Raw genomic sequence first — 19,383 nt, 5'->3', positions numbered from 1 at the left:
GCTACCGGCCGAAGATCGCGAGCCGTGCGTCCCATTGGGCGTAGGCGTTCTCGACGGTGAACACCGCCAGGAACCACGCGGGGACCTCGCAGTCGGCGTCGTCGTCCCCGGTCAGTTCGGCGCTGATCACCCGCGGCCCCAGCAGCAACTTCGCGCCGTCCTCGGCGCATCCGTCCAGCACGAACGCCAGACCGCCGTAGTCGGCCGGTGGGTCAGCGAGGGCCTCGCGCAAGGGCTCGTCGGCAGCGCCGGCGGTGAGCAGCGCCTCGCGCAGTTCGCCGCCGGTGTCGCCGCCGAGGCGGATCGGCTCGATGCCGGCGGCGGAGGCGTCGAGGACGCCGAGGGGCACGAAGTGGCTCAGTACGCCGGGTCCTTCGGGGGCGACGGGTTTCGCGCCTTCGACGTACAGGGCCCCGGCGACCTGTTCGGCGGGCACGGCGAACTGCGCGTAGGCGTCGTGGGCGCGGACGCACTCCTGGTGGTCCTCCCCGCCCTCGAACCGCGCCACCAGCTCGTTGCCGCCGCGCAGATACAGCTCGACCGACTCCGTCAGCCGGCACCCGGTGCTCGCCGACAGCGCCACGTACTTCATCCCGGGCTCGGCGGCGGCGTCGAGTGCGGTGGCGGGGTCGCGGGGCTCGGCGTCGCCGCCCTCGGTGCCGGTGTTCCATCCGTGCAGGAGGGCCACGTCGATGGGGGCGTCGGCGATCGAACCGGGGAAGCGGCCGGCCCGGTGGTCGGGGACGAACTCCACGACCTCGGCGTCGAGCCTGTACTGCTCGGGCGGCACCGGTTTGCAGGTCCCGGCCTGCGCGACGGCCCCCGCCCCGCAGGCCATGCCCTCGTTCTCGCACGCGGTGAGGAGGGCGGCGGCGAACAGGAGGGGAACGATGAGGGCCACACGGTTCATGCGGCTGAGACGAGCGGCGGCCGGACACGGTTCCGCCGTCCATAATATGGGACATCGTGGCCGCCATTCGGGACGACTCGATATGGTGCAGTAGATTCAGCCGCCTGAATCCGCGTTAAGCGGCCCACCGGCCGCAAGGCGCCCCCAAGACTCTGCACCACCCGACGAGGAGGTCATTCGGTGACAGCGATCGCGGTCATCCCCGGCGACGGCATCGGTACCGAGGTCACCGCGCAGGCGCGCAAGGTCCTCGACATCGCGCTGCCCGGCTACACCGCCACCGAATACGACCTCGGCGCCCGCAGGTACCACGCCACCGGCGAGATCCTGCCCGAGTCGGTCGTGACCGAACTCGACGGCCACGACGCGATCCTGCTCGGCGCCATCGGCGACCCCAGCGTCCCGCCGGGCGTCCTGGAGCGAGGGCTGCTGCTCAAACTGCGCTTCGACTTCGACCAGTACGTCAACCTGCGCCCGTCGCGACTGTGGCCCGGCACGACCAGCCCGCTCGCCGACATCAAGCCCGGCGAGATCGACCTGGTCGTCGTCCGCGAGGGCACCGAGGGCCTCTACGCAGGCGCCGGCGGGACCCTCCACGAGGGCTCCTCCGCCGAGATCGCCACCGAGGAGAGCCTCAACACCCGCTACGGCACCGAGCGCGTCATCCGCGACGCCTTCGAGCGCGCCCGCCGCCGTGACCGCAAGCACGTGACCTGCGTCCACAAGACCAACGTGCTCACCCATGCCGGCGGCCTGTGGCGCCGCACCTTCGCCGACGTCTCGGCCGACTACCCCGACGTCGCCACCGACTACCAGCACGTCGACGCCGCCGCCATGTTCCTGGTGACCCGCCCCCAGGCCTATGACGTCATCGTCACCGACAACCTCTTCGGCGACATCCTCACCGACATCGCCGCCGCCGTCACCGGGGGCATCGGCCTCGCCGCCTCCGGCAACGTCAACCCCGACCGCACGCACCCCTCGATGTTCGAGCCGGTGCACGGGTCGGCCCCCGACATCGCCGGCAAGGGGGTCGCCGACCCCGTCGCGGCGATCATGTCGGCGGGACTCCTGCTCGAACACCTCGGCCATGGAGACGCCGCGACCGCGGTGACCCGGGCCGTCGCCGCCGAACTCGCCGAGCGAACCTCCGGCGAGCGGATCGGCACCGACGCGGTCGGCGACCGAGTAGCCACGCGGGTAGCCGAGATCCTCGGCTGACCCGCCCGCGTCTCGCACGTGTAACCACACTTGACGGGCGCCCGGCGGATCCCTCCGCCGGGCGCCTCTTGCGTGCGCCTTCGGTGGCGGGGTTCCAGCGCTCCTGAACGAACGGTAAGTTGACATGGAGAGCACCATGACGGTCCCGGCCCGCACCGGGACCCACCCCATCCCGAAGCTTGAGAACATCGCCACCGGAGGTCCACGCATGATCGGCGCCGAGCTGCCCACGTTCGAAATCCGGCCGAACCCCAGCCCGGCCTCCGACGCCGACCGCGCCGCCGTGCTGGCGAACCCGGGTTTCGGGAAGACCTTCACCGACCACATGGTCACCATCAAGTGGACCGAGGGCATCGGCTGGCACAGCGCTCAGGTCGAGCCCTACGGCCCGCTCTCGCTGTCGCCGGCCACGGCCGTCCTGCACTACGCGCAGGAGATCTTCGAGGGCATGAAGGCCTACCACTGCCCCGACGGCGGCGTGACCTTGTTCCGTGCCCGCGAGAACGCCCGGCGCTTCGTCACCTCGGCGGCGCGCATGGCGATGCCGGCGATGCCGGAGGAGTTGTTCCTGGAGTCGCTCCAGCGCCTGATCGACATCGACCGCGCGTGGATCCCGGCCGACGCCGAGTCGAGCCTGTACCTGCGGCCGTTCATGTTCGCCTCGGAGGCCTTCCTGGGTGTGCGCCCGGCGAAGGAGTACCTGTACTGCGTGATCGCCTCCCCGGCCGCGGCCTACTTCAAGGAGGGCCCCAAGCCGATCTCGGTGTGGGTCTCGGAGGACTACACCCGCGCGGCCCCCGGCGGCACGGGCGCGGCCAAGTGCGGCGGCAACTACGCGACCTCGCTGCTGCCGCAGGCCGAGGCGATCGAGCGGGGCTGCGAGCAGGTCGTCTTCCTCGACGCCGTGCACCGCAAGTACGTCGACGAGCTCGGCGGCATGAACGTCTTCTACGTCTACGACGCCGAGCGCACGATCGTCACGCCGGAACTCGGCACGATCCTGCCGGGCATCACCCGTGACGCCATCGCGACCCTCGCCCGCGATCTCGGCTACACCTTCGTCGAGCGCGCGTACTCGATCGACGAGTGGCGCGCCGACGCCGCCGACGGCAGCCTCACCGAGGTCTTCGCCTGCGGCACCGCCGCGGTGATCACGCCGATCGGTGTCGCCAAAGGCCACTCCGGCGACATCGAGGTCGGCGGCGGCAAGGCCGGTGAGCTGACCATGAAGCTGCGCCAGGCGCTGCTCGACATCCAGCACGGGATCGCCCCCGACAAGCACGGCTGGATCACCCGCGTCGCCTGACCGGAAACCGGTCTCAGGAGCCCCCGGCACATGACGTGCCGGGGGCCGCGTTCTTTATGCGGTGCCCGGCGAATCGGCTGCCCAGAGCACATAAGCTGCTAAGTGGACAGGCGGCACCGAACGTCACGGAGGGGCGGACGTGATCGAAGGCGCGGTACGTCTCAACAGGTTCGGGCTGGAGCGGGGGAGGCTCTGGTCGGCGGTTCTGCTAGCGCTGGCCGTCTTCGCCCCCGCCGTGCTGTGGACCCAGTTGGACTCCGCGGTGGACGGCGACGAAGGGGTCGCCGCCGGGACCGTCATCACGCTCCAGGCCAGCTCCAACCCGGGAGCGGCCGGCAAGGGCAGCGCGTGGTTCACCGTCCCCGGCGACGGCTGGATCACCGAGACCGGTTCGAACCGCCCGAGCGCCGTGACCCTCGTGCACAGTCCCGTCGTGGTGCGCACCAGCGCCATCGGCGGTGTCGACGACATCCTCGTCCTCTTCGAGCGGCAGGCCCGCGATCTGCGGATGGGCGACCGCGTCCTGTTCGAGACCGGTTCGCGCGCCTACACCACCCCCACCGGTCTGAGCGGCTACTGGGGCGACCTGACCGGCGAGCGCTACAGCGGCGCGCTGATCGTGGTCGGCAAGGGCCCGGTGGCCGCCGTGATCGTGGCCGTCGCACCGCTCGGGCGGCTGGAGGACCAGCTCAACGACATCACCGCCATCCTGGCGACCCTTGAGGTGAGCGATGTCGCCTGATGTGATGACGCGCGTGGTCATGGAGGGCCAGGGCACTTTCGTGCGGGTCCGCAGGCCGGCGTTCTGGCTGTACGTGGGGCTGCTGGCGTTCGGGCTGCTCTACGTCGGCGACAAGTTCAGCGGCGCCTTCGACCACCTGGCGGGCGCGCTGTTCGTGCCGATCGGGCTCAACGCGGTGCTGGCGGCGGTGTTCATCTGGATCCTGGGCCGGATGGACCTCTTCGAGCGCGAGCCGGCGGCGGTCCGCGCGGCGGCGCTGCTGTGGGGCGCGCTGGTGGCCACGTCGATCGCGATCATCGCCAACAACGCGATGGTCTCGCTGATCACGAAGGCCTACGGGGTCGACTTCGCCACCAAGTGGGGCGCGGCGCTGGCCGGACCGATCAACGAGGAGTGGATCAAGACCCTGGGCGTGGTCTGCCTGGTGCTGATCGTGCGCGAGCACTTCCAGCGCTCGATGGACGGACTGATCTACGGCGCCTTCGTGGGGCTGGGCTTCCAGGTCGTGGAGAACCTGTCCTACGCCATCAACAACGCCGTGAGCAATCCCAACAGCGACCTGTCCGGCTCGGTGTCGGTGACGCTGCTGCGGATCTTCATCGCCGGCCCGTGGAGCCACCCCGTCTACAGCGGGGTTGCCGGGCTCGGCATCGCCTTCGCGGTCACGCAGACCGGCCGCAAGCGGTGGGTGCGCTACGGCGTTGCCGCCCTGTGCTTCTTCGCCGCCTGGGCGCTGCACTTCCTGTGGAACTCGCCGCTGCCGGCGTGGCTGCCCAAGGGGCTGGCCTTCTTCGCCGTCTACGGCAAGGGCGCGCTGATCCTGATCTTCTTCTTCGTCCTGTACCGCATCTCGGCCCGGCGCGAGTGGCACTGGTTCATCGAGATCATGCGCGACGAGCCCGAGGCGGTGGTCAGGCCCGAGGAGCTGGAGTCGATGCGGACGCTGCGCACGCGTCGGCTGGCGCGCAAGAAGGCCGCGAAGGACTACGGCCTCTACGGCAAGCGGATCGTGCGCAGGCTCCAGCGCGCGCAGGTCGTCCTGGGCGAGGCCAAGGCGAGGTGCGAGCGGGCCGACGGGGACCTGGCGACCGCGCCGGACGTGCTCGTCGGGCGGGCGAACATCCTGTCCATCCGCGAGGAGCTGAGTTCACCGGCCAAGCGCCGGATCGGCCGCAAGACCCGCAAGCAGGATGGCGAGGATGTCGGGGCCGAACCCCGTTAGGAGCAGCAGCCTCCACCGCAGCAGCCCCCGCCGCCACCGCCTCCGACGGGCGCGGCCGCCCCTCCGGTCAGGCCGACCGTCGACAGCAGTTTGACCGAGTCCTCGTGTCCCTGCGGGCAGGTCGCGGGGTCGCTCGACTCGCTCATCGGGCGGGTGAGCTCGAAGGTGGCTCCGCAGGCGCGGCAGCGGTAGTCGTAGCGTGGCATGCCGCGATCGTAGCGTCAGAAGGGCCCGGGCGCACCCGCCAGGAGCGCGTCGACCGTCGAGGAGATCAGCGCGAGCCGTTCGGCGTCGGTGGCGGGCAGGACCGAGGGCGCGGTGCTGGCCAGCTGCGTGTTGCCGAGATAGACGCTGACACCGATCAGTGCCCGGCGGTGTGCCTCGGCCGCCTCGAAGCCCACCTCCCCGAAGAGCTGCGCGACATAGGCGACGCGGCGCTCGCCGATGCGTCGCAGGACCGGTCCGACGGCCGGATGGTCCGCCGAGGCGAGCAGGGACAGCTCGATGCGGTGGGTGAGGCCGTGGCCGATGACGGTGGCGAAGAGCCGGCGGAGTTTTGCGACCGGGTCGGGGTCGGTCTCGATGTCGGCGATGACCTGTGTCGTTCCGCGTTCCTCCCAGCGCAGGAGAGCCGCCTCGATGAGGGCGTCGCGGTTGCGGAAGTGCCAGTAGAAGCTGCCCTTGGTGGTGTCGAGCCTCGTGGCGAGCGGTTCGACCGCCACGGCGGCGAGTCCGCCGCGCCCGAGGGCCTCCAAGGCGGCGTCGGCCCAGTCCTCGGCGCTGAGGCGCGTACCACGTTGCGTCATGACCATACGCTAGCGTACGGTCGGACCATACGGTCGCGTATGGAACCTCGGAGGTCACCGTGCGAAACGTCCACACCCGCGTCGTCGACGCCCCCGCCCCGCTCGTCTCGGATCTGCTCGGCACGCTCGCCGCCGTCGGCGACCGCGTCTGGCCCACCCCGACCTGGTGGCCCCTGCGCCTCGACCGGCCCCTGTCGGTCGGCGCCTCGGGAGGGCACGGGCCGGTCCGCTATGAGGTCGCCGAGTGCGAACCCGGCCGAGTCCGCTTCGCCTTCCACCCCGGGATCGGCGTCGAGGGCTTCCACGAGTTCGAGGTGACCGCCGCCGGCCCCGGCCGCAGCGTCGTCACCCATGTCCTCGAAGGCCGGGCCACCGGCGCCGGCCGTCTGACCTGGCCGCTCATGATCCGCTGGTGCCACGACGCCCTGATCGAGGAGTCGCTGGACAACATCGAACGCGCCGCCACCGGGCGCCTCGCCCGCCCCCACCGCATGAGCGCGTGGGTCCGGGTGTGCCGCCGCCTCGTCTTGCGCGACAAGCCCCGCGGCGACGACATTCCCGCCGAGGCGGCCCTCGCCCATGGGGCCTTCGAACATGTCGACTACCGCGACTCCTTCACGATCCGCCTGCGCCCGGGAATGTCGGCCGACCCGGCCGCCTGGGCCTCGGCGATCTTCCTCCACCGGCCCTTCCCCACCCACGCCGCCGCCGGACGCGAGATCCTCATCGGCGACACGTCCCCGGTGGACTTCCGCGTCTCGGTCCTCCTCACCGGCGACCGCCTGCACATGTCGACCCTCGTGCGGCTGCGCAGCCGCCGCGAGCGCCTCTACTTCGGCCTCGTGACGCCCTTCCACCGTGTCTTCGTCAAGGCGATGCTCAAGCGCGCGGTGGCCCGGGCCTGCCACCCGGGGCGCGGGGAAACCGTCGGCGGCATGATGGTGCGGTGATCGACGAACTCCCCGAATACGCCGAGCGGGTCCTGGCCGCCGCCGAGCTGATCCCGCCGGGAAAGGTCATGACCTATGGCGACCTCGCCGAATGGCTTGAGGAGGGCGGACCGCGGCAGGTCGGGCGTGTCATGACCCTCTACGGATCGGCCGTCGCCTGGTGGCGGGTGGTGCGCGCCGACGGGAAGTTCCTGCCCGGCCACGAGCAGCGCGCCCTCGCCCACTACCGCGAGGAGGGCACGCCGCTCAAGGACGCCGGGCGCGCCGCCACCGGGCACATGCCGAGGCTCGACCTCCGCAAGGCCCGGTGGCACACCGAGGACGTCAGCCCAGAGTGATCACCCGCCCCGCGCGGGACAGCGCGTAGGGATTGTGGGTGACCGCCAAGACCGTGTAGCCGCCGTCGCCGAGCAGCCGGTCCCACAGCTCGCGTGCGGTGACCGCGTCGAGGGCGCTGTCGACGTCGTCGAGGACCAGCAGCCTCGGGCGTCGCTGGATCGCCCGGGCCAGCGCGACCCGCTGCGCCTGCCCGCCCGACAGCCTGCGCCCGCCGACGCCGATGAGCGTGTCGGCGCGCTCCGGGAGCGCGTCGAGGTCGGCCGACAGGACCGAGACCCCCACCGCGTGCCCGATGTCGCCGCCGGCTCCGAGCCGGATGTTCTCGGCGACGGTGCCGGTGAACAGGTGCGGGACCTGCGGCACGTAGCCGATCCGTGGCGCGACCAGGAAACTCGCCGGGTCGACCTCGGCGCCGTTCCAGAGCACCGCCCCCGACTGCCGGGGAAGCAGGCCCAGGATCCCGCGCAGGGCCGTCGTCTTGCCCGTGCCGACGGCGCCGGTGAGCACCGTCAGCGCACCCGGCTCAAGCTCCAGGTCCAGGCCGTCGACGCCACCTCCGGAGGCGTACCGGCAGCTGAGTCCCTTGACCCGCAAGGATTCCAGCGGCTCGGCCCGGCCGGGAACCGGCGCCGGCTCCGGTGGGGGAGTGCGCAGCCAGGTGCGCGCCGGGGCGGTCACCGAGTGATCGGGCACCAGCGCCGACAGCCGGTCGAGCGACACCCGCGCCTGCCGCCACTTGCGCATCGAGATGCCCACGAAGAACACCAGGTCGCCCAAGGTCGACGACAAGGCCACCATCAGCGTCATGTCGCCGACGGTGAGCTCGCCCGCCGCCATCGACCGGGCGGCCAGGACCATGATCAGCCCGGCCGACAGGTTCGTCGCCAGGAGGTACACCGAGGACTGGACCGCGCCGAAGACCTGCTCGCGCACGGAGACCCGTTCGCGGTGCCTCCCGAGCGAGCGCAACCGCGATACGGCGTGCTCCTGGTGCCCCAGCGCGCGCAGTGTCCCCGCCGCGCGCATCGACTCACCGATCACGGCGCCGACCTCGGCGGCGGCCGACCTGCTCTCCGCCCGCTGGGCGGCGACGCGACCGGCCATCATCCTGGCGACGCCCAAGACGACCACGAAGGGCAGCACCACGCCGACCGTGACCGGCGCGCTCACCGACAGCATGATGCCGAGCAGCGGGACCATGTTCAGCACGCGTGAGGCGACACTGGCCGTCCACAGTGGAACGATCCGCAGCTCGGCGGCGTCCCGGTCGAAGCGGTCGACCACGTCGCCGACAGGCCGATCCGCCGTCGTCGCCGCCGGCCGCCGAAACAGCCCCGCCAGCACGTTGAGGCGCAACTGCACCATGATCCGCTCGGAGTACCAGACCTCCAGGCGCCCCATGATCACGTCGAACCACAGGAAGGTGCGCGCGAGGTGGGTGCCGGCCAGCACCGCCAGCAGCAGCCACAGTGACAGGCCCGTCCGGCCGCCGGTCAGCTCGTCGAACACCTCCTTGAGCAGCAGCGCCGAGGCCACGAAGCCGAGCCGGAGCAGCACCCAGCACGCGAGGATCAGGGCCAGGCGCGGCCAGTGTTGGACGAAGAGGTCGCGCATTCGCGATCGGGTCATTCAGGCCTCCACGGAAGACAGGGCGCGGGCGAGCCGCGAGCCGCGGTCGGCCGACAGCTCGGTGTAGGTGCCGTACTCGGCGATCCGGCCGTCCTCGACGACCGCCACCGCGTCGGCGGAGGCGACCGTGTCGAGCCGGTGGGCGATCAGCACCGACGTGCGTCCCGACAGAAGCGTCCGGACCGCAGCCGACACCGCCTCCCGGTCGGCCGGCGGGATCCGCGAGGACGCCTCGTCGAGGATCACCAGACCCGGATCCCGCAGCAGGACCCGCGCGATCGCCAGCAGCTGTTCCTGCCCGGCCGACAGGCCGTGCTCGCCGCCCAGCACCGTCCGCAGGCCCTCGGGCAGACCCGCCAGCCAGGTGCCGAGGCCGACGGTCCGCAGTACCTCGGTGATCCGCGCGTCGGTGATCCCGTCGTCGTACACGGCCACGTTGTCGCGCACCGAGGCCGCCAGTACGCGCACCTCCTGCGTCACGTAGGTGATCGAGCCGCGTGCCGAGGCGGCGCTGACCTCCCGGAGGTCGACTCCACCGACCCGGACCGCACCGGCGTATGGGTCGAGCATCCGGGTGAGCAGACGCGCGATCGTCGTCTTACCGCCACCGGAGACGCCGACCAGCGCCAGCTGCTTCCCGGCCGGCACCGTCAGCGATACCCCGCGAAGGACCGCGCGGTCGGCATAGGCGAACTCGACGGCGTCCACCTCGACCGACAGCGCGCCGGCCGGGAGATCGGTGTCGCCGGGCACGATCGTCGGGGCCTCGGCGAGCAGTTCGCGGCTGCGGCGCAGCGCGGCCAGTGCCTCGTCGATCTGCGACATGTGGTTGGAGATCGTCAGCAGCGGCACGCGCAGCAGCGTCAGGTACGCCACCACCGCGTACACGTCGCCGAGGCTGAGCGCTCCGGACTGGTGGAGCACGATCGCGCCGGCCAGTCCGGCCACGACCGCGATCCAGTTGAGGTGCTGCGCCGTCCGGGGCCATCGGACCTGGAGGCGCACCGAGTGTTTCCGGGCCCGGTAGAGGATCCCGCTGCGGACCGTCAGGCCGTGCAGGGTGTGGGCGGTGGCGCCGTTGGGCGCCAGGTCCTCGATCCCGCGGACGTGTTCCTCGACGTAGCCGCAGACGTCGGCCGCGGCTGCGCTGGTGGCGGTCGTGGCCGACACCGCCGTGCCGACCATCCGGCGGACCAGGGACATCCCGAACATGATGAGGAGGGCGCAGCCGAGGCCGATGCGCCAGTCGACGGTGAACAGGACGGCGCTGATGCCCAGCATCAGCAGGACGTTGACGGCCAGCATGATCAGCAGGCGGGAGGCGAAGTCGGCGAGTTTGGCGGTGTCGCCGTCGACGCGTGAGATGAGTTCGCCGGGGGAGTGGCGGGAGTGGAAGTCCAGGTCGGCGTTGAGGCAGTGGCGCAGCAGGTCCTCGCGCAGGGCGTTGGTGCTGCGCCAGGCGAGGCGGCCGCCCACGGCTTCGGCGAGGACGTCGAAGACACCTCCGCAGAGCACGGAGGCGAGGTAGATCAGGCCGAGAGTGAGCAGTGCGCCGGTCGCGGCCCGGGAGGTGGCGCCGTCGACGAACGCGCCGAGGAGCCCGGGGCCGAGCAGCTGGAGCGCGGTCGTGGCGAGCAGGCAGAAGACGAGCGAAACGGCCAATGGCCAATGTGGACGGACGTGGCGGAGCAGCATGGTCCTCCTGGTGATCGCGCGAAAATGGGCGTGCGAGGGCACCCGCCGTTTGCGGCGGTGAGGTCGACGAAGATGGCCGATTCCGACTCTAGGCCGCTGACCTGCGAAAATATAGCCTGTCATTTCGCTTTTTCGGCTGCTAACTTTAAATAGTGGGGGCGATCGAACGCGCCCGGATTTCCGCCCGGAATCGACCCGGCGATCCACCTTGGACGCGACGGATATGGCGGCATCGGTCCGCATTGCTCCCGCATCGCGCATAACCTCATCGGCATGGCGATGTGGCGGCGGCCCCGCTCCCCGATCCGCGAGCACCTGCGCGACACCCTCTGGTTCGCGCCGCTGGTGGCGATGGTCTTGGCCTGGGGACTGGTCTGGCTGGCGACCTCGGCCGACGAGGTCATCGTCGGCGGCGCCAGGTCGGCCGGTGGAGTCGACGCCGTCGCGAGTCTTCAGTCCTTCTCGGACGCCGCGCGCGGAATCATCTCCGGGGTCGCCGCGGCGATGCTGACCTTTGTCGGTGTCGTCTTCTCCATTTCACTGGTGGCGTTGCAAATGGCGTCGAGCCAGTTCTCGCCACGCGTATTGCGCCTGTACGTGCGCAGCCGGATAACGAAGGCGACGCTTTCGGTGACGCTGGCGACCTTCGTGTTCGCGCTGTGCGTCCAGCTCGGCTACGACGACGAGAAGGATCCCGAGCTGCTGGTGTCGGTGCCGATCGTTTCGGCCCTCATCGCGCTGGTCCTCGTGCAGATCTGTCTCGTGCTGTTCGTGCTGTACGTGAACTCGACGCTGCGGCTGATGCGGGTCACCTTCGTGATGGAGCGGATCGTCGCCGAGACCATGCGCGCGCTGCGCTACTGGCACCTCGACACCGACTTCGCCCCGCTGCCGGCCGAGCCCGACGCCGTCGTCCGCCACTCGGGGCGCTCCGGCGTGCTCCGCGACGTGCACTTGTCGAGGCTGATCCGGATCGCGCGCCGCGCCGGAGCGGTCGTCGAGGTGGTGCCCGAGGTCGGGGACTTCCTGACCACGGGGACGCCGGTCTTCCGCGTGCACGGCGGGACGCCGGTCCGGGCCCGCGGTCTCGTGCGGTGCCTGAGCGTGGGGACCGAGCGGAGCATGTACCAGGACGTCGGCTTCGGGCTGCGGCAGCTGACCGACATCTGCATCCGGGCGCTGTCGGCGGCCATCAACGACCCGACGACCGCCGTGGCCGCCATCGACCGCCTGCATCAGGTGCTGGCGCGGGTCATCACCGAGCCCGACAGCGCCACCGCCTGGCGCGACCGGCGCGGCCGGCTGCGCGTCGTGCTGGCCGAACCGAGCTTCGCGGGCATGATCGCCCAGGCGTTCACCGAGGTGCGGCTCTGCGGGGTCGGCACGCCCCAGGTCACGCGCCGGCTCATGGCGGCGCTGGACGACCTGGAGGCGATCGCCCTGCCGGTGCACGCCGACGCGGTACGGCTGGAGCGGCGGCTGCTGGTCGCGGCGGTCGAGGCGTCGGGCGGCGGGGTCGCCGACCGGGGCTTCGCGCTGGTGCCCGACCGGCAGGGGATCAGCTAGCCTCGCGGGTTTCGCGCCGCTTCCCGACCGGCAGGAAGCGGACGGCGAGGTAGAGCAGGAAACCGAGCGGGCCGAGCAGGATCGTCAGGAGCAGGATCGGGGCCATCAGTACCGGGTGGATCCCGCGCTCGCGGGCGTCGAGGTACATCCAGCGGCCGACGAAGAGGTCGAAGGCGATGAAGTGCGCCCAGCCCAGGGCGGTGCCGTCGGGGGTGGCGAGGAGTTCGGTGACGGAGTCGATCGTCGGCCGGGCGACGGCGGGGAGCAGGTCGCCGAGCCGCGGGATGGCCAGGACGGCGTAGATCGCGGCCGCGGGGGCGGCGATGAGCGGCGAGGAGACGATGCGATGCGTCCACGACCAGGCGGGCAGGACGATCATGAGGAACCAGAACGGCGCGGCGGTGACGAAGACGAGGCTGAACAGGGTCTCGGGCATGGGGTGCGCTCCGGGGTGGTGAGGCTATGGATAACGATACTAGCCGCTATCCATAGCCTTACCCGCCCGGAACGGCGACCGGTTCAACCGCCGAGGCCGGCGGAGCGAACGTCCAGCGTCGACATCACCTGGTCGATGATCGCCGGGTCGTACCCGGGACGCGTCCGGGCTGCCAGCAGTGCTGCTCTCGCCGCCGACATCATCTCCCGCTCGGTCTCGCGCAGCTTGTCACGGAAGGCCAGCATGCGCTCCCTTTCGTTGCGCTGGCCGGGTTCGGGCAGATCCTCGGTATCGGTGAACATCAGCTCGTAGCGGGCCCGCATCCGCTCGGCGGCGTCGGTGGGCAGGCCGTCCTCGCCCAGGAGTTCGTCGAGCCGCTGGAAGGCGGCCTCGCGCGCGACCTCGTGAACCTTGCGGGTCGCGGCGGCCTCGCGTTCGGCGTCGACGCGAAGCCCGATGCGCGCGATCAGCCAGGGCAGGGTCAGCCCCTGCAACAACAGCGTCAGGACCACCACGATCATCGCCACGAACAGGATCTGGTCGCGGCCCGGCAGCGGCTCGCCCGAGTCGGTGGTGAAGGGCAGCGCCAGCGCCGTCACGATCGTGACGACACCGCGCATCCCCGACCACGCGATGACCAGCGCCCCCTGCCATCCCAGCGCACGGCCGCTCCAGAGCCGCCCGCTGCGGCTGAAGAAGTAGGCCGCCATCATCCACAGCGCGCGGACGGCGATGACCACGCCGCCGATCAGGACCGCCGTCCAGATCAGGCGCCCGGCCGCCGGCCCGACCGAGTGCCACACGTTCACCAGCTCCAGCCCGATCAGGCCGAAGGTGATCGCGGTGACCATGAGCTCGGTGACGTCCCAGAAGGACCCGGCGACCAGCCGCCCCTCGATGTCGTCGGGGTCGCCGCTGATCCCGCCGAGGAAGAACGCCGCCGTCAGCACGGCCAGCACGCCCGACGCGCCGGCCTCGTCGGCGGGAATGTAGGCGAGATAGGGGACCAGCAGGCTCAGCGCGGTCGTCAGCCGCGAGTCGGAGAGCTGGTCGAACAGGACCTTGGCGAACAGCCCGACCAGCAGTCCGATGAGGACGGCCGCGGCGCCCGAGTAGACGAACTCGCCCATCGCCCGCCACGGCGAGAAGGATCCGGCGACGACTCCGGCGACGGCGACCTGGTAGAGCGTCAGCGCGGTCACGTCGTTGAACAGGCCCTCGCCCTCCAGCACGGTCACCAGCCGGCGGGGGAGTCCCAGGCGACCGGCGATCGTGGTGACGGCGGCGGCGTCGGGCGGCGAGACGATCGCGCCGAGGATGATCGCCCCGCCGATCGGCAGGGCCGGGTGCACGCTGGCGGCCACCAGCGACACCACGGCCGCCGTCACGAACACCAGCGCGACCGCCATCACCAGGATCGGCTTGACGTTGGCGGCGAACTCCCGCCACGACGAGCGCCGCGCCGCCGCGTACAGCAACGGCGGCAGCAGCAGCGGCAGCATCGCCTCGGGCGGGATGCTGAGGTCCGGCAGGCTCGGGACCAGCCCGAGCATCAACCCGAAGATCGTGGTCAGCACCGGCGCGGGTACCCGCATCCGCTCGGCGAGCGGCGTGAGCAGGATCCCGCCGAGGACGAGGATGAAACCGACGGCCAGTTCGCTCATCGGGTCGCGCCGGACTCGCCGTTGGCGTGCATGCCTGCTCCCCAGATCTCGGTTGCCGTTCCGCGTTGAGGGGCGCGAGGGGTGTGGCTAGTGGAAGACCTTCAGGCCGACGACGCCGGCCACGATCAGGACCAGGCAGACGATGCGGGCGATGTTGGTCGGCTCGCCGAGCCAGATCATGCCGACCAGGGCCGTGCCGACCGCGCCGATCCCGACCCACACGGCGTAACCCGTGCCGACCGGGATCTCGCGCAGGGCCAATCCCAGCCCGACCATGCTCGCCACCAGGGCGACGCCGAAGATGACGCTGGGCACGGGTCTGGTGAAGCCCTGTGAACGTTCCAGGGCGATCGCCCAGGCCGTCTCCAGGAAACCGGACACGACCAGCAGGATCCACGACATCTGGTCACTTTAGGCCAGCCGATCCGGCCGCGGCCGGTCAGTCGAGCAAGGCGGCGCGCAGCGCGTCGAGCGTGTCGTCGTCGAGGTCGAGTCCCTTGTGGAGGAAACCGTCGAAGGACCCGAAGCGTTCGTCGGCCTCGGCGAAGGCGGCCTCCAGGTAGGCCGGGCGCTGCTCGATGAGCGGACGGAAGAGATCGGCGTCGATATCGAGTCCGGAGCCGGCGAGCTTGGCCAGCAGTTCCTCGCCGCCGGGCAGGAAGTACTCGTTGGACAGCATGTAGTCGGCGGTGACGGTCTCGCGGTCGACGCCCAGAGCGGTCAGCAGGATCGCCGACAGCCATCCGGTGCGGTCCTTGCCGGCCGTGCAGTGGAACAGCATCGGCAGCGACTCCGCATCGGCGATCAGCCGCAGGGCCTCGGCGAACTGCTCGCGCTCGGTGGCGCTGGAGACGAAGCCGCGGTTGATGCCGACCAGCGCCTCGGCGTTGCGTCCGCCTTCGAGCAGGCGCGCCCTCTCCTCGGGATCGAAGGCGGCGTTGTAGTACTGGTCGAGATCGCCGCCGCCGATCGGCAGGAGCGTCGCGGTCAGGCCGTCGGGGAGGCGGTCGGCGCCGGCGCCCTGGATCTCGCCGGGGGTGCGGAAGTCGACGACGGTGGCCAGCTTCAGCGCGGTGACGGCGGCGAGGTCGTCGTCGGTGAGCGCGTTGAGGGAACCGGCCCGGTAGAGCCGCCCCTCGACCAAGGTCCGGCCGTCGGCGGTGGCGTAGCCGCCCAGGTCGCGGACGTTCGGGGAGCCTTCGAGCGGGATGTGGCGGGCCATGGGTCCTCCTCGGAAGTTCGGTCGCCGTAGCCTAACCAGCCACGCCCGGCATGATGGGGCCATGCGGATGATCAGTCGCGACGCAGTCACCGAGATCGAGATCCGGCGCTCGCGCTTCATCTGCGCCGTCGGCCGGGTCTCCACCGAGGACGCCGCCGCGGCCTTCATCGCCGAGCGGCGGCGGGAGCACCGCGCGGCGACGCACAACTGCACCGCCTACGTCCTCGGCGAGCACGCCGAACTCGGTAAGAGCAGCGACGACGGGGAGCCCGCGGGCACGGCGGGCGTGCCGATGATGGAGGTCCTGCACCGGCGCGGGCTGACCGACACCGTCGCGGTCGTCACCCGCTATTTCGGGGGCGTGAAACTCGGTGCGGGCGGGCTCGTTCGCGCCTACGGGCAGGCTGTCGCGGTCGCGCTCGACGCGGTCGGCGCCGTCGAGCGGCTGCCGGTGACGGTGGTGACCGTGGAGGTCGACCACGTCGCGGCCGGGCGCTTCGTCGGGGACCTGCACGGTCGCGGGTACCGGCTGGGCGAGGTCCGCTACGGCGCCGGCGTCGCGCAGGACGTCCTCGTGCCCGACACCGAGCTCGCGGCCTTCGCCGCGTGGGCGGCCGAGGCGACCGCCGGCCGGGCGGTGCTGACCGAGGGCGCCTCCACCTACGTTGAAGTGCCGGTTGACGAGGGCGGCTAGGGTGCGGCCTCATGGCCGACCGTGAGAGCGACCGCCCCGAGCTGGCGCTGCCGCCGGATTCCCCGCTGATCGCGCACGTCGGGCCGGCGTGGGGAATCATCCCGCTGCGGGTTCCGGGCGGCTGGACGGTGCATCACAACGCCCTCGATGCCCGCCTCCTCGACTCCGGTCTGGTCGAGGTGAACGACTCCGAGGACCTGGTCTGGATGCAGCGCGCGCGTCCGCCGTGGCTGGACGCCGCCAAGACCTGGCGCGACGTGGCCCTCGACGTCGGCTGGTACCGGAGGCTGTTTCGGGTCGTGCTGCTCGATCCCGACTGGGACAACGTGGCCGCCGCGCACGAGACCACCGACCTCGACGAGCTCGTCGAGGTCATCGAGCGCTGGCTGCTGAAGCCGCCGATCGTGGAGTGAACTACCGGCGCGTCCGGCGACGGGTGCGGGTGAGGCTCTCGGCGTCCATCTCGCTCCAGTTCGCCGCGGCGGCCAGCGAGTGCTCCCGGCCGCTGGTCACGTGGCGCGCGGCGTGCTCGGCGGCCGATACGGCGTCGTGGGCGGCGATGGCGTCATAGAGCTGTTCGTGCTCGGCGCACTGGACGGACTGGTCGCGGTCGGCGGTCAGGTGGAACAGGCGGCGCGTGCGGCCCGACAGCGGGCGGGCCATCGAGGCGAGCAGCGCGTTGCCGGCGAGGGTGACCAGTTCGTCGTGGAAGTCGGCGTTGGCGTCGATGACGGCGGCGTGGTCGCCTTCGGCCATGGCGGCGCGGGCCCGGTCGAGATGGCCGCGGAGGCGGGCGAGGCCGTCGGCGTCGGCGCGCTCGGCGGCCAGGCGGGCGGTGAGGACTTCGAGGCTCTCGCGGACGTCGAAGAGGTCGCGGACGTCGTCGGGGGTGAAAGGGCTGACGATGGTGCCCCGGCCGGGGACCGTCACGACGAGGCCGTCGGCGGCCAGGAGGCGAAGGGCCTCGCGCAGCGGGATGCGGGAGACCTCCAGTTCGGCGGCGAGGTCGCGCTCGACGAGCCGCTGGCCGGGAGGCGCGGTCGCCTCGACGATCCGGCGGCGCAGCGTCTCGTACACGCGGTCGCGCAGCGCACCTGGGCGTCCGGTCTCTGTCACGTCGGTCCTCGCTGCCGGGCGGTCGGGTGCTCGACGGTACTAGTCCGCGACCCCCGGATAGTGGTATACCGTTAACTCTAGCCCTGCGAGAGGACCCCCATGACCGAGCTGCTCCTGCGCGACGCCACCGTGGACGGCGTCCGCACCGACATCCATGTCCGCGACGGCCGCATCGCGCGGATCGCGCCGGGCATCGAAGCTCCCGGCGCCACCGTCGAGGACCTGGGCGGACGACTCGTCCTGCCCGGCTTCGTCGACGGCCACGCCCACCTCGACAAGACGCTGTGGGGCGGCCCGTGGGTGCCGCACTCGGCGCCGCCGGGGTTGATGAACAAGATCCGCAACGGCGTGGTCCGCCGGCCCGAGCTGGGCATCCCCAGTGCCGACTATGTCACCGCCCTGCTCGAACACATGGTCACCCTCGGCACCACACACGTGCGAACCCATGTCGATGTCGACCCCGAGGTCGGCCTCGCCTCGGTCACCGCCGTCCGTGCCGCGCTCGAACGCCTCGACGGCCGCATCACCGCCGAACTGGTCGCCTTTCCGCAGACCGGCATGCTCATCAGTCCAGGCACCGTCGAGCTTCTGGAGAAGGCGCTCGAAGCCGGCGTCGAGCACATCGGCGGCATCGACCCTGCCGGCGTCGACCGCGATCCCGTCAAGCACCTCGACGTCGTCTTCGCCCTCGCCGACAAGCACGGCGTCGGCGTCGACATCCACCTCCACGACCGGGGCACCCTCGGCGTCTTCCAGTTCGAGCTGATCGCCGAGCGCACTCGCGCCCTCGGTCTGGCGGGCAAGGTCACCATCAGCCACGGCTTCGCCCTCACCGGCGCCGACCCGCAGACCCGCGACAAGCTCATCGCCCTCGTCGCCGAGGCCGGGATCAGCCTCGCCTCCACCGCGCCCTCGCCCGCCCTCCCGCTGCGCGAGCTCAACGAGGCCGGCGTCGCGGTGACCCTGGGCAACGACGGCGTGCGCGACCTCTGGAGCCCCTACGGCACCGGCGACATGCTCGAACGCGCCTTCTTCCAGGCCAAGCACGCGGGCTTCTCCACCGACGAGGACATCGCCCTCGCCGTCGACGCCGCCTCCCTCGGCGGCGCCCGCGTCACCGGACTCGGCGCCTACGGCGTGACCGTGGGGGCGCCGGGCGACCTCGTTGTCGTCGACGTGCGCAACTCGGCGGAGGCCGTCGTGCTGCGCCCGGTGCGGTCGCTGGTCGTCAAGGACGGACGGATCGTCGCGCGCGACGGCGAGCTGGTCTAGGGGAGTAGACGCGCGAGCTGCGCGTCGATGATCCGGACGGCCGTCGCCGGCTCGCGGTGGCCGACCAGGATGTGCGAGGAGAGGCCCTCGGCGAGGGCGAAGAGCGCGTCGGCCTCGTCGGCGGCGTCCACGCCGGGGGCCGGCTTCGACTGTCCGAGGAGCAGCGCGATGAGGTCACGCAGGGCGCCGTAGCCCTCTCGCAGATGCTCGGCCAGTCGCGGGCTGGTGGCCGCCTTCGCCCAGAACGCCAGGCCGACGGCGACGGCCTCGCGGCTCTCCTCGTCGACGGGCAGCATCTGGAGCAGGACGCCTCGCAGGGTGTCGCGAGGGCCGGCGTCGGGGATGGCGGCCAGGTATTCGCCGACCCGCGCCGCGCCGCGCTCGTTGACGTCTTCGAGCGCGAAGACCAGCATGTCCTCCTTGGTCTTGAAGTAGTGCTGGACCGCGCCCATCGACACGCCCGCCTCGGCGGCGACGTCGCGCAGACTCACCGCGTCGAGGCCCCGGGTCGCGATGATCCGGCAGACGGCACGGGCGAGGTGGCGCCGCCGCTCGGCGTGGTCTACCTGCTTGGGCATCCGCCCCTCCGTTTT

Annotated in this window: 21 protein-coding genes; 10 read left to right on the top strand and 11 right to left on the bottom strand. The window is 71.5% G+C overall.

The window, feature by feature from the left end; translation table 11 throughout:
• Position 1: 1 nt before the first annotated feature.
• Positions 2-910, bottom strand: a complete 909-nt coding sequence (locus tag AB0I28_RS24600; protein WP_357496977.1) for a hypothetical protein — start codon at positions 908-910, stop codon at positions 2-4.
• 180 nt (positions 911-1,090) lie between these two features.
• On the opposite strand from AB0I28_RS24600, the gene AB0I28_RS24595 reads away from it, so the two are divergent.
• The 4 genes from AB0I28_RS24595 to AB0I28_RS24580 all read left to right on the top strand — a co-directional run bounded on the left by AB0I28_RS24595 (position 1,091) and on the right by AB0I28_RS24580 (position 5,401).
• Positions 1,091-2,131 carry a 3-isopropylmalate dehydrogenase gene (locus AB0I28_RS24595; protein ID WP_357496975.1) on the top strand — a complete coding sequence of 347 codons (1,041 nt, stop codon included), beginning with the start codon at positions 1,091-1,093 and terminating at the stop codon, positions 2,129-2,131.
• Positions 2,132-2,339: 208 nt separating this feature from the next.
• On the top strand, positions 2,340-3,437 hold the full coding sequence (locus AB0I28_RS24590; RefSeq protein WP_357497259.1) for a branched-chain amino acid aminotransferase: 1,098 nt from the start codon (positions 2,340-2,342) through the stop codon (positions 3,435-3,437).
• A gap of 139 nt (positions 3,438-3,576) precedes the next feature.
• Positions 3,577-4,179 (top strand): hypothetical protein, encoded by a 603-nt coding sequence (locus tag AB0I28_RS24585; protein WP_357496973.1) that lies wholly within the window; start codon positions 3,577-3,579, stop codon positions 4,177-4,179.
• Positions 4,180-4,183: 4 nt separating this feature from the next.
• On the top strand, positions 4,184-5,401 hold the full coding sequence (locus tag AB0I28_RS24580; protein WP_357496971.1) for a PrsW family intramembrane metalloprotease: 1,218 nt from the start codon (positions 4,184-4,186) through the stop codon (positions 5,399-5,401).
• Here AB0I28_RS24580 and AB0I28_RS24575 read toward each other — a convergent pair.
• Both AB0I28_RS24575 and AB0I28_RS24570 read right to left on the bottom strand, forming a co-directional pair.
• Complete coding sequence (locus AB0I28_RS24575) at positions 5,398-5,607, bottom strand: zinc ribbon domain-containing protein (protein WP_357496969.1); 210 nt, start codon at positions 5,605-5,607, stop codon at positions 5,398-5,400. The two genes, AB0I28_RS24580 and AB0I28_RS24575, sit on opposite strands and share 4 nt — an antisense overlap.
• 15 nt (positions 5,608-5,622) lie before the next feature.
• Complete coding sequence (locus AB0I28_RS24570; protein ID WP_357496967.1) at positions 5,623-6,207, bottom strand: TetR/AcrR family transcriptional regulator; 585 nt, start codon at positions 6,205-6,207, stop codon at positions 5,623-5,625.
• Between the two features lie 59 nt (positions 6,208-6,266).
• On the opposite strand from AB0I28_RS24570, the gene AB0I28_RS24565 reads away from it, so the two are divergent.
• Together AB0I28_RS24565 and AB0I28_RS24560 are read left to right on the top strand one after the other, a co-directional pair.
• Positions 6,267-7,157: a DUF2867 domain-containing protein gene (locus AB0I28_RS24565; protein WP_357496965.1), complete on the top strand. Its 891-nt coding sequence runs from the start codon at positions 6,267-6,269 to the stop codon at positions 7,155-7,157.
• Complete coding sequence (locus AB0I28_RS24560) at positions 7,154-7,495, top strand: MGMT family protein (RefSeq protein ID WP_357496963.1); 342 nt, start codon at positions 7,154-7,156, stop codon at positions 7,493-7,495. The genes AB0I28_RS24565 and AB0I28_RS24560 overlap by 4 nt, the downstream gene beginning before the upstream one ends.
• Here the strand turns inward: AB0I28_RS24560 and AB0I28_RS24555 are convergent.
• Positions 7,482-9,125 carry an ABC transporter ATP-binding protein gene (locus tag AB0I28_RS24555; RefSeq protein WP_357496961.1) on the bottom strand — a complete coding sequence of 548 codons (1,644 nt, stop codon included), beginning with the start codon at positions 9,123-9,125 and terminating at the stop codon, positions 7,482-7,484. The two genes, AB0I28_RS24560 and AB0I28_RS24555, sit on opposite strands and share 14 nt — an antisense overlap.
• The gene (locus AB0I28_RS24550; RefSeq protein WP_357496959.1) at positions 9,126-10,820 is read right to left on the bottom strand and encodes an ABC transporter ATP-binding protein; all 1,695 of its coding nucleotides are present in this window, start codon (positions 10,818-10,820) and stop codon (positions 9,126-9,128) included. It lies immediately after the preceding gene.
• Between the two features lie 273 nt (positions 10,821-11,093).
• On the opposite strand from AB0I28_RS24550, the gene AB0I28_RS24545 reads away from it, so the two are divergent.
• The gene (locus AB0I28_RS24545; RefSeq protein WP_357496957.1) at positions 11,094-12,386 is read left to right on the top strand and encodes a DUF2254 domain-containing protein; all 1,293 of its coding nucleotides are present in this window, start codon (positions 11,094-11,096) and stop codon (positions 12,384-12,386) included.
• Here the strand turns inward: AB0I28_RS24545 and AB0I28_RS24540 are convergent.
• The 4 genes from AB0I28_RS24540 to AB0I28_RS24525 form a co-directional block, all read right to left on the bottom strand.
• The gene (locus AB0I28_RS24540; protein WP_357496955.1) at positions 12,379-12,822 is read right to left on the bottom strand and encodes an ABA4-like family protein; all 444 of its coding nucleotides are present in this window, start codon (positions 12,820-12,822) and stop codon (positions 12,379-12,381) included. The genes AB0I28_RS24545 and AB0I28_RS24540 overlap by 8 nt on opposite strands.
• Before the next feature lie 83 nt (positions 12,823-12,905).
• A complete protein-coding gene (locus tag AB0I28_RS24535) occupies positions 12,906-14,486 on the bottom strand; it encodes a cation:proton antiporter (RefSeq protein WP_357496953.1) in 1,581 nt (526 codons plus the stop codon).
• A gap of 87 nt (positions 14,487-14,573) precedes the next feature.
• Positions 14,574-14,888: a multidrug efflux SMR transporter gene (locus AB0I28_RS24530; protein ID WP_357496951.1), complete on the bottom strand. Its 315-nt coding sequence runs from the start codon at positions 14,886-14,888 to the stop codon at positions 14,574-14,576.
• A gap of 37 nt (positions 14,889-14,925) precedes the next feature.
• Positions 14,926-15,708: a tyrosine-protein phosphatase gene (locus AB0I28_RS24525; RefSeq protein WP_357496949.1), complete on the bottom strand. Its 783-nt coding sequence runs from the start codon at positions 15,706-15,708 to the stop codon at positions 14,926-14,928.
• A gap of 61 nt (positions 15,709-15,769) precedes the next feature.
• Here AB0I28_RS24525 and AB0I28_RS24520 point away from each other — a divergent pair, with 61 nt between their 5' ends.
• Together AB0I28_RS24520 and AB0I28_RS24515 are read left to right on the top strand one after the other, a co-directional pair.
• Positions 15,770-16,402 carry a YigZ family protein gene (locus tag AB0I28_RS24520; protein ID WP_357496947.1) on the top strand — a complete coding sequence of 211 codons (633 nt, stop codon included), beginning with the start codon at positions 15,770-15,772 and terminating at the stop codon, positions 16,400-16,402.
• Positions 16,403-16,413: 11 nt separating this feature from the next.
• Positions 16,414-16,815 carry a hypothetical protein gene (locus tag AB0I28_RS24515; protein WP_357496945.1) on the top strand — a complete coding sequence of 134 codons (402 nt, stop codon included), beginning with the start codon at positions 16,414-16,416 and terminating at the stop codon, positions 16,813-16,815.
• Between the two features lies 1 nt (position 16,816).
• Here AB0I28_RS24515 and AB0I28_RS24510 read toward each other — a convergent pair whose 3' ends face one another.
• Entirely contained in the window at positions 16,817-17,518 is a 702-nt protein-coding gene (locus tag AB0I28_RS24510) for a GntR family transcriptional regulator (protein ID WP_357496943.1), read from the bottom strand.
• Positions 17,519-17,617: 99 nt separating this feature from the next.
• On the opposite strand from AB0I28_RS24510, the gene AB0I28_RS24505 reads away from it, so the two are divergent.
• Complete coding sequence (locus tag AB0I28_RS24505; protein WP_357496941.1) at positions 17,618-18,790, top strand: amidohydrolase; 1,173 nt, start codon at positions 17,618-17,620, stop codon at positions 18,788-18,790.
• On the opposite strand, the gene AB0I28_RS24500 is transcribed toward AB0I28_RS24505, so the two are convergent.
• Positions 18,787-19,368, bottom strand: coding sequence for a TetR/AcrR family transcriptional regulator (locus AB0I28_RS24500; RefSeq protein WP_357496939.1), 582 nt, complete (start codon positions 19,366-19,368; stop codon positions 18,787-18,789). The two genes, AB0I28_RS24505 and AB0I28_RS24500, sit on opposite strands and share 4 nt — an antisense overlap.
• Between the last annotated feature and the right edge of the window lie 15 nt (positions 19,369-19,383).

Origin of the sequence: Phytomonospora sp. NPDC050363 (assembly GCF_040655735.1) — a bacterium.
Taxonomy (GTDB): Bacteria; Actinomycetota; Actinomycetes; order Mycobacteriales; family Micromonosporaceae; genus Phytomonospora.
This window is presented reverse-complemented; position numbering and strand designations above follow the sequence as displayed.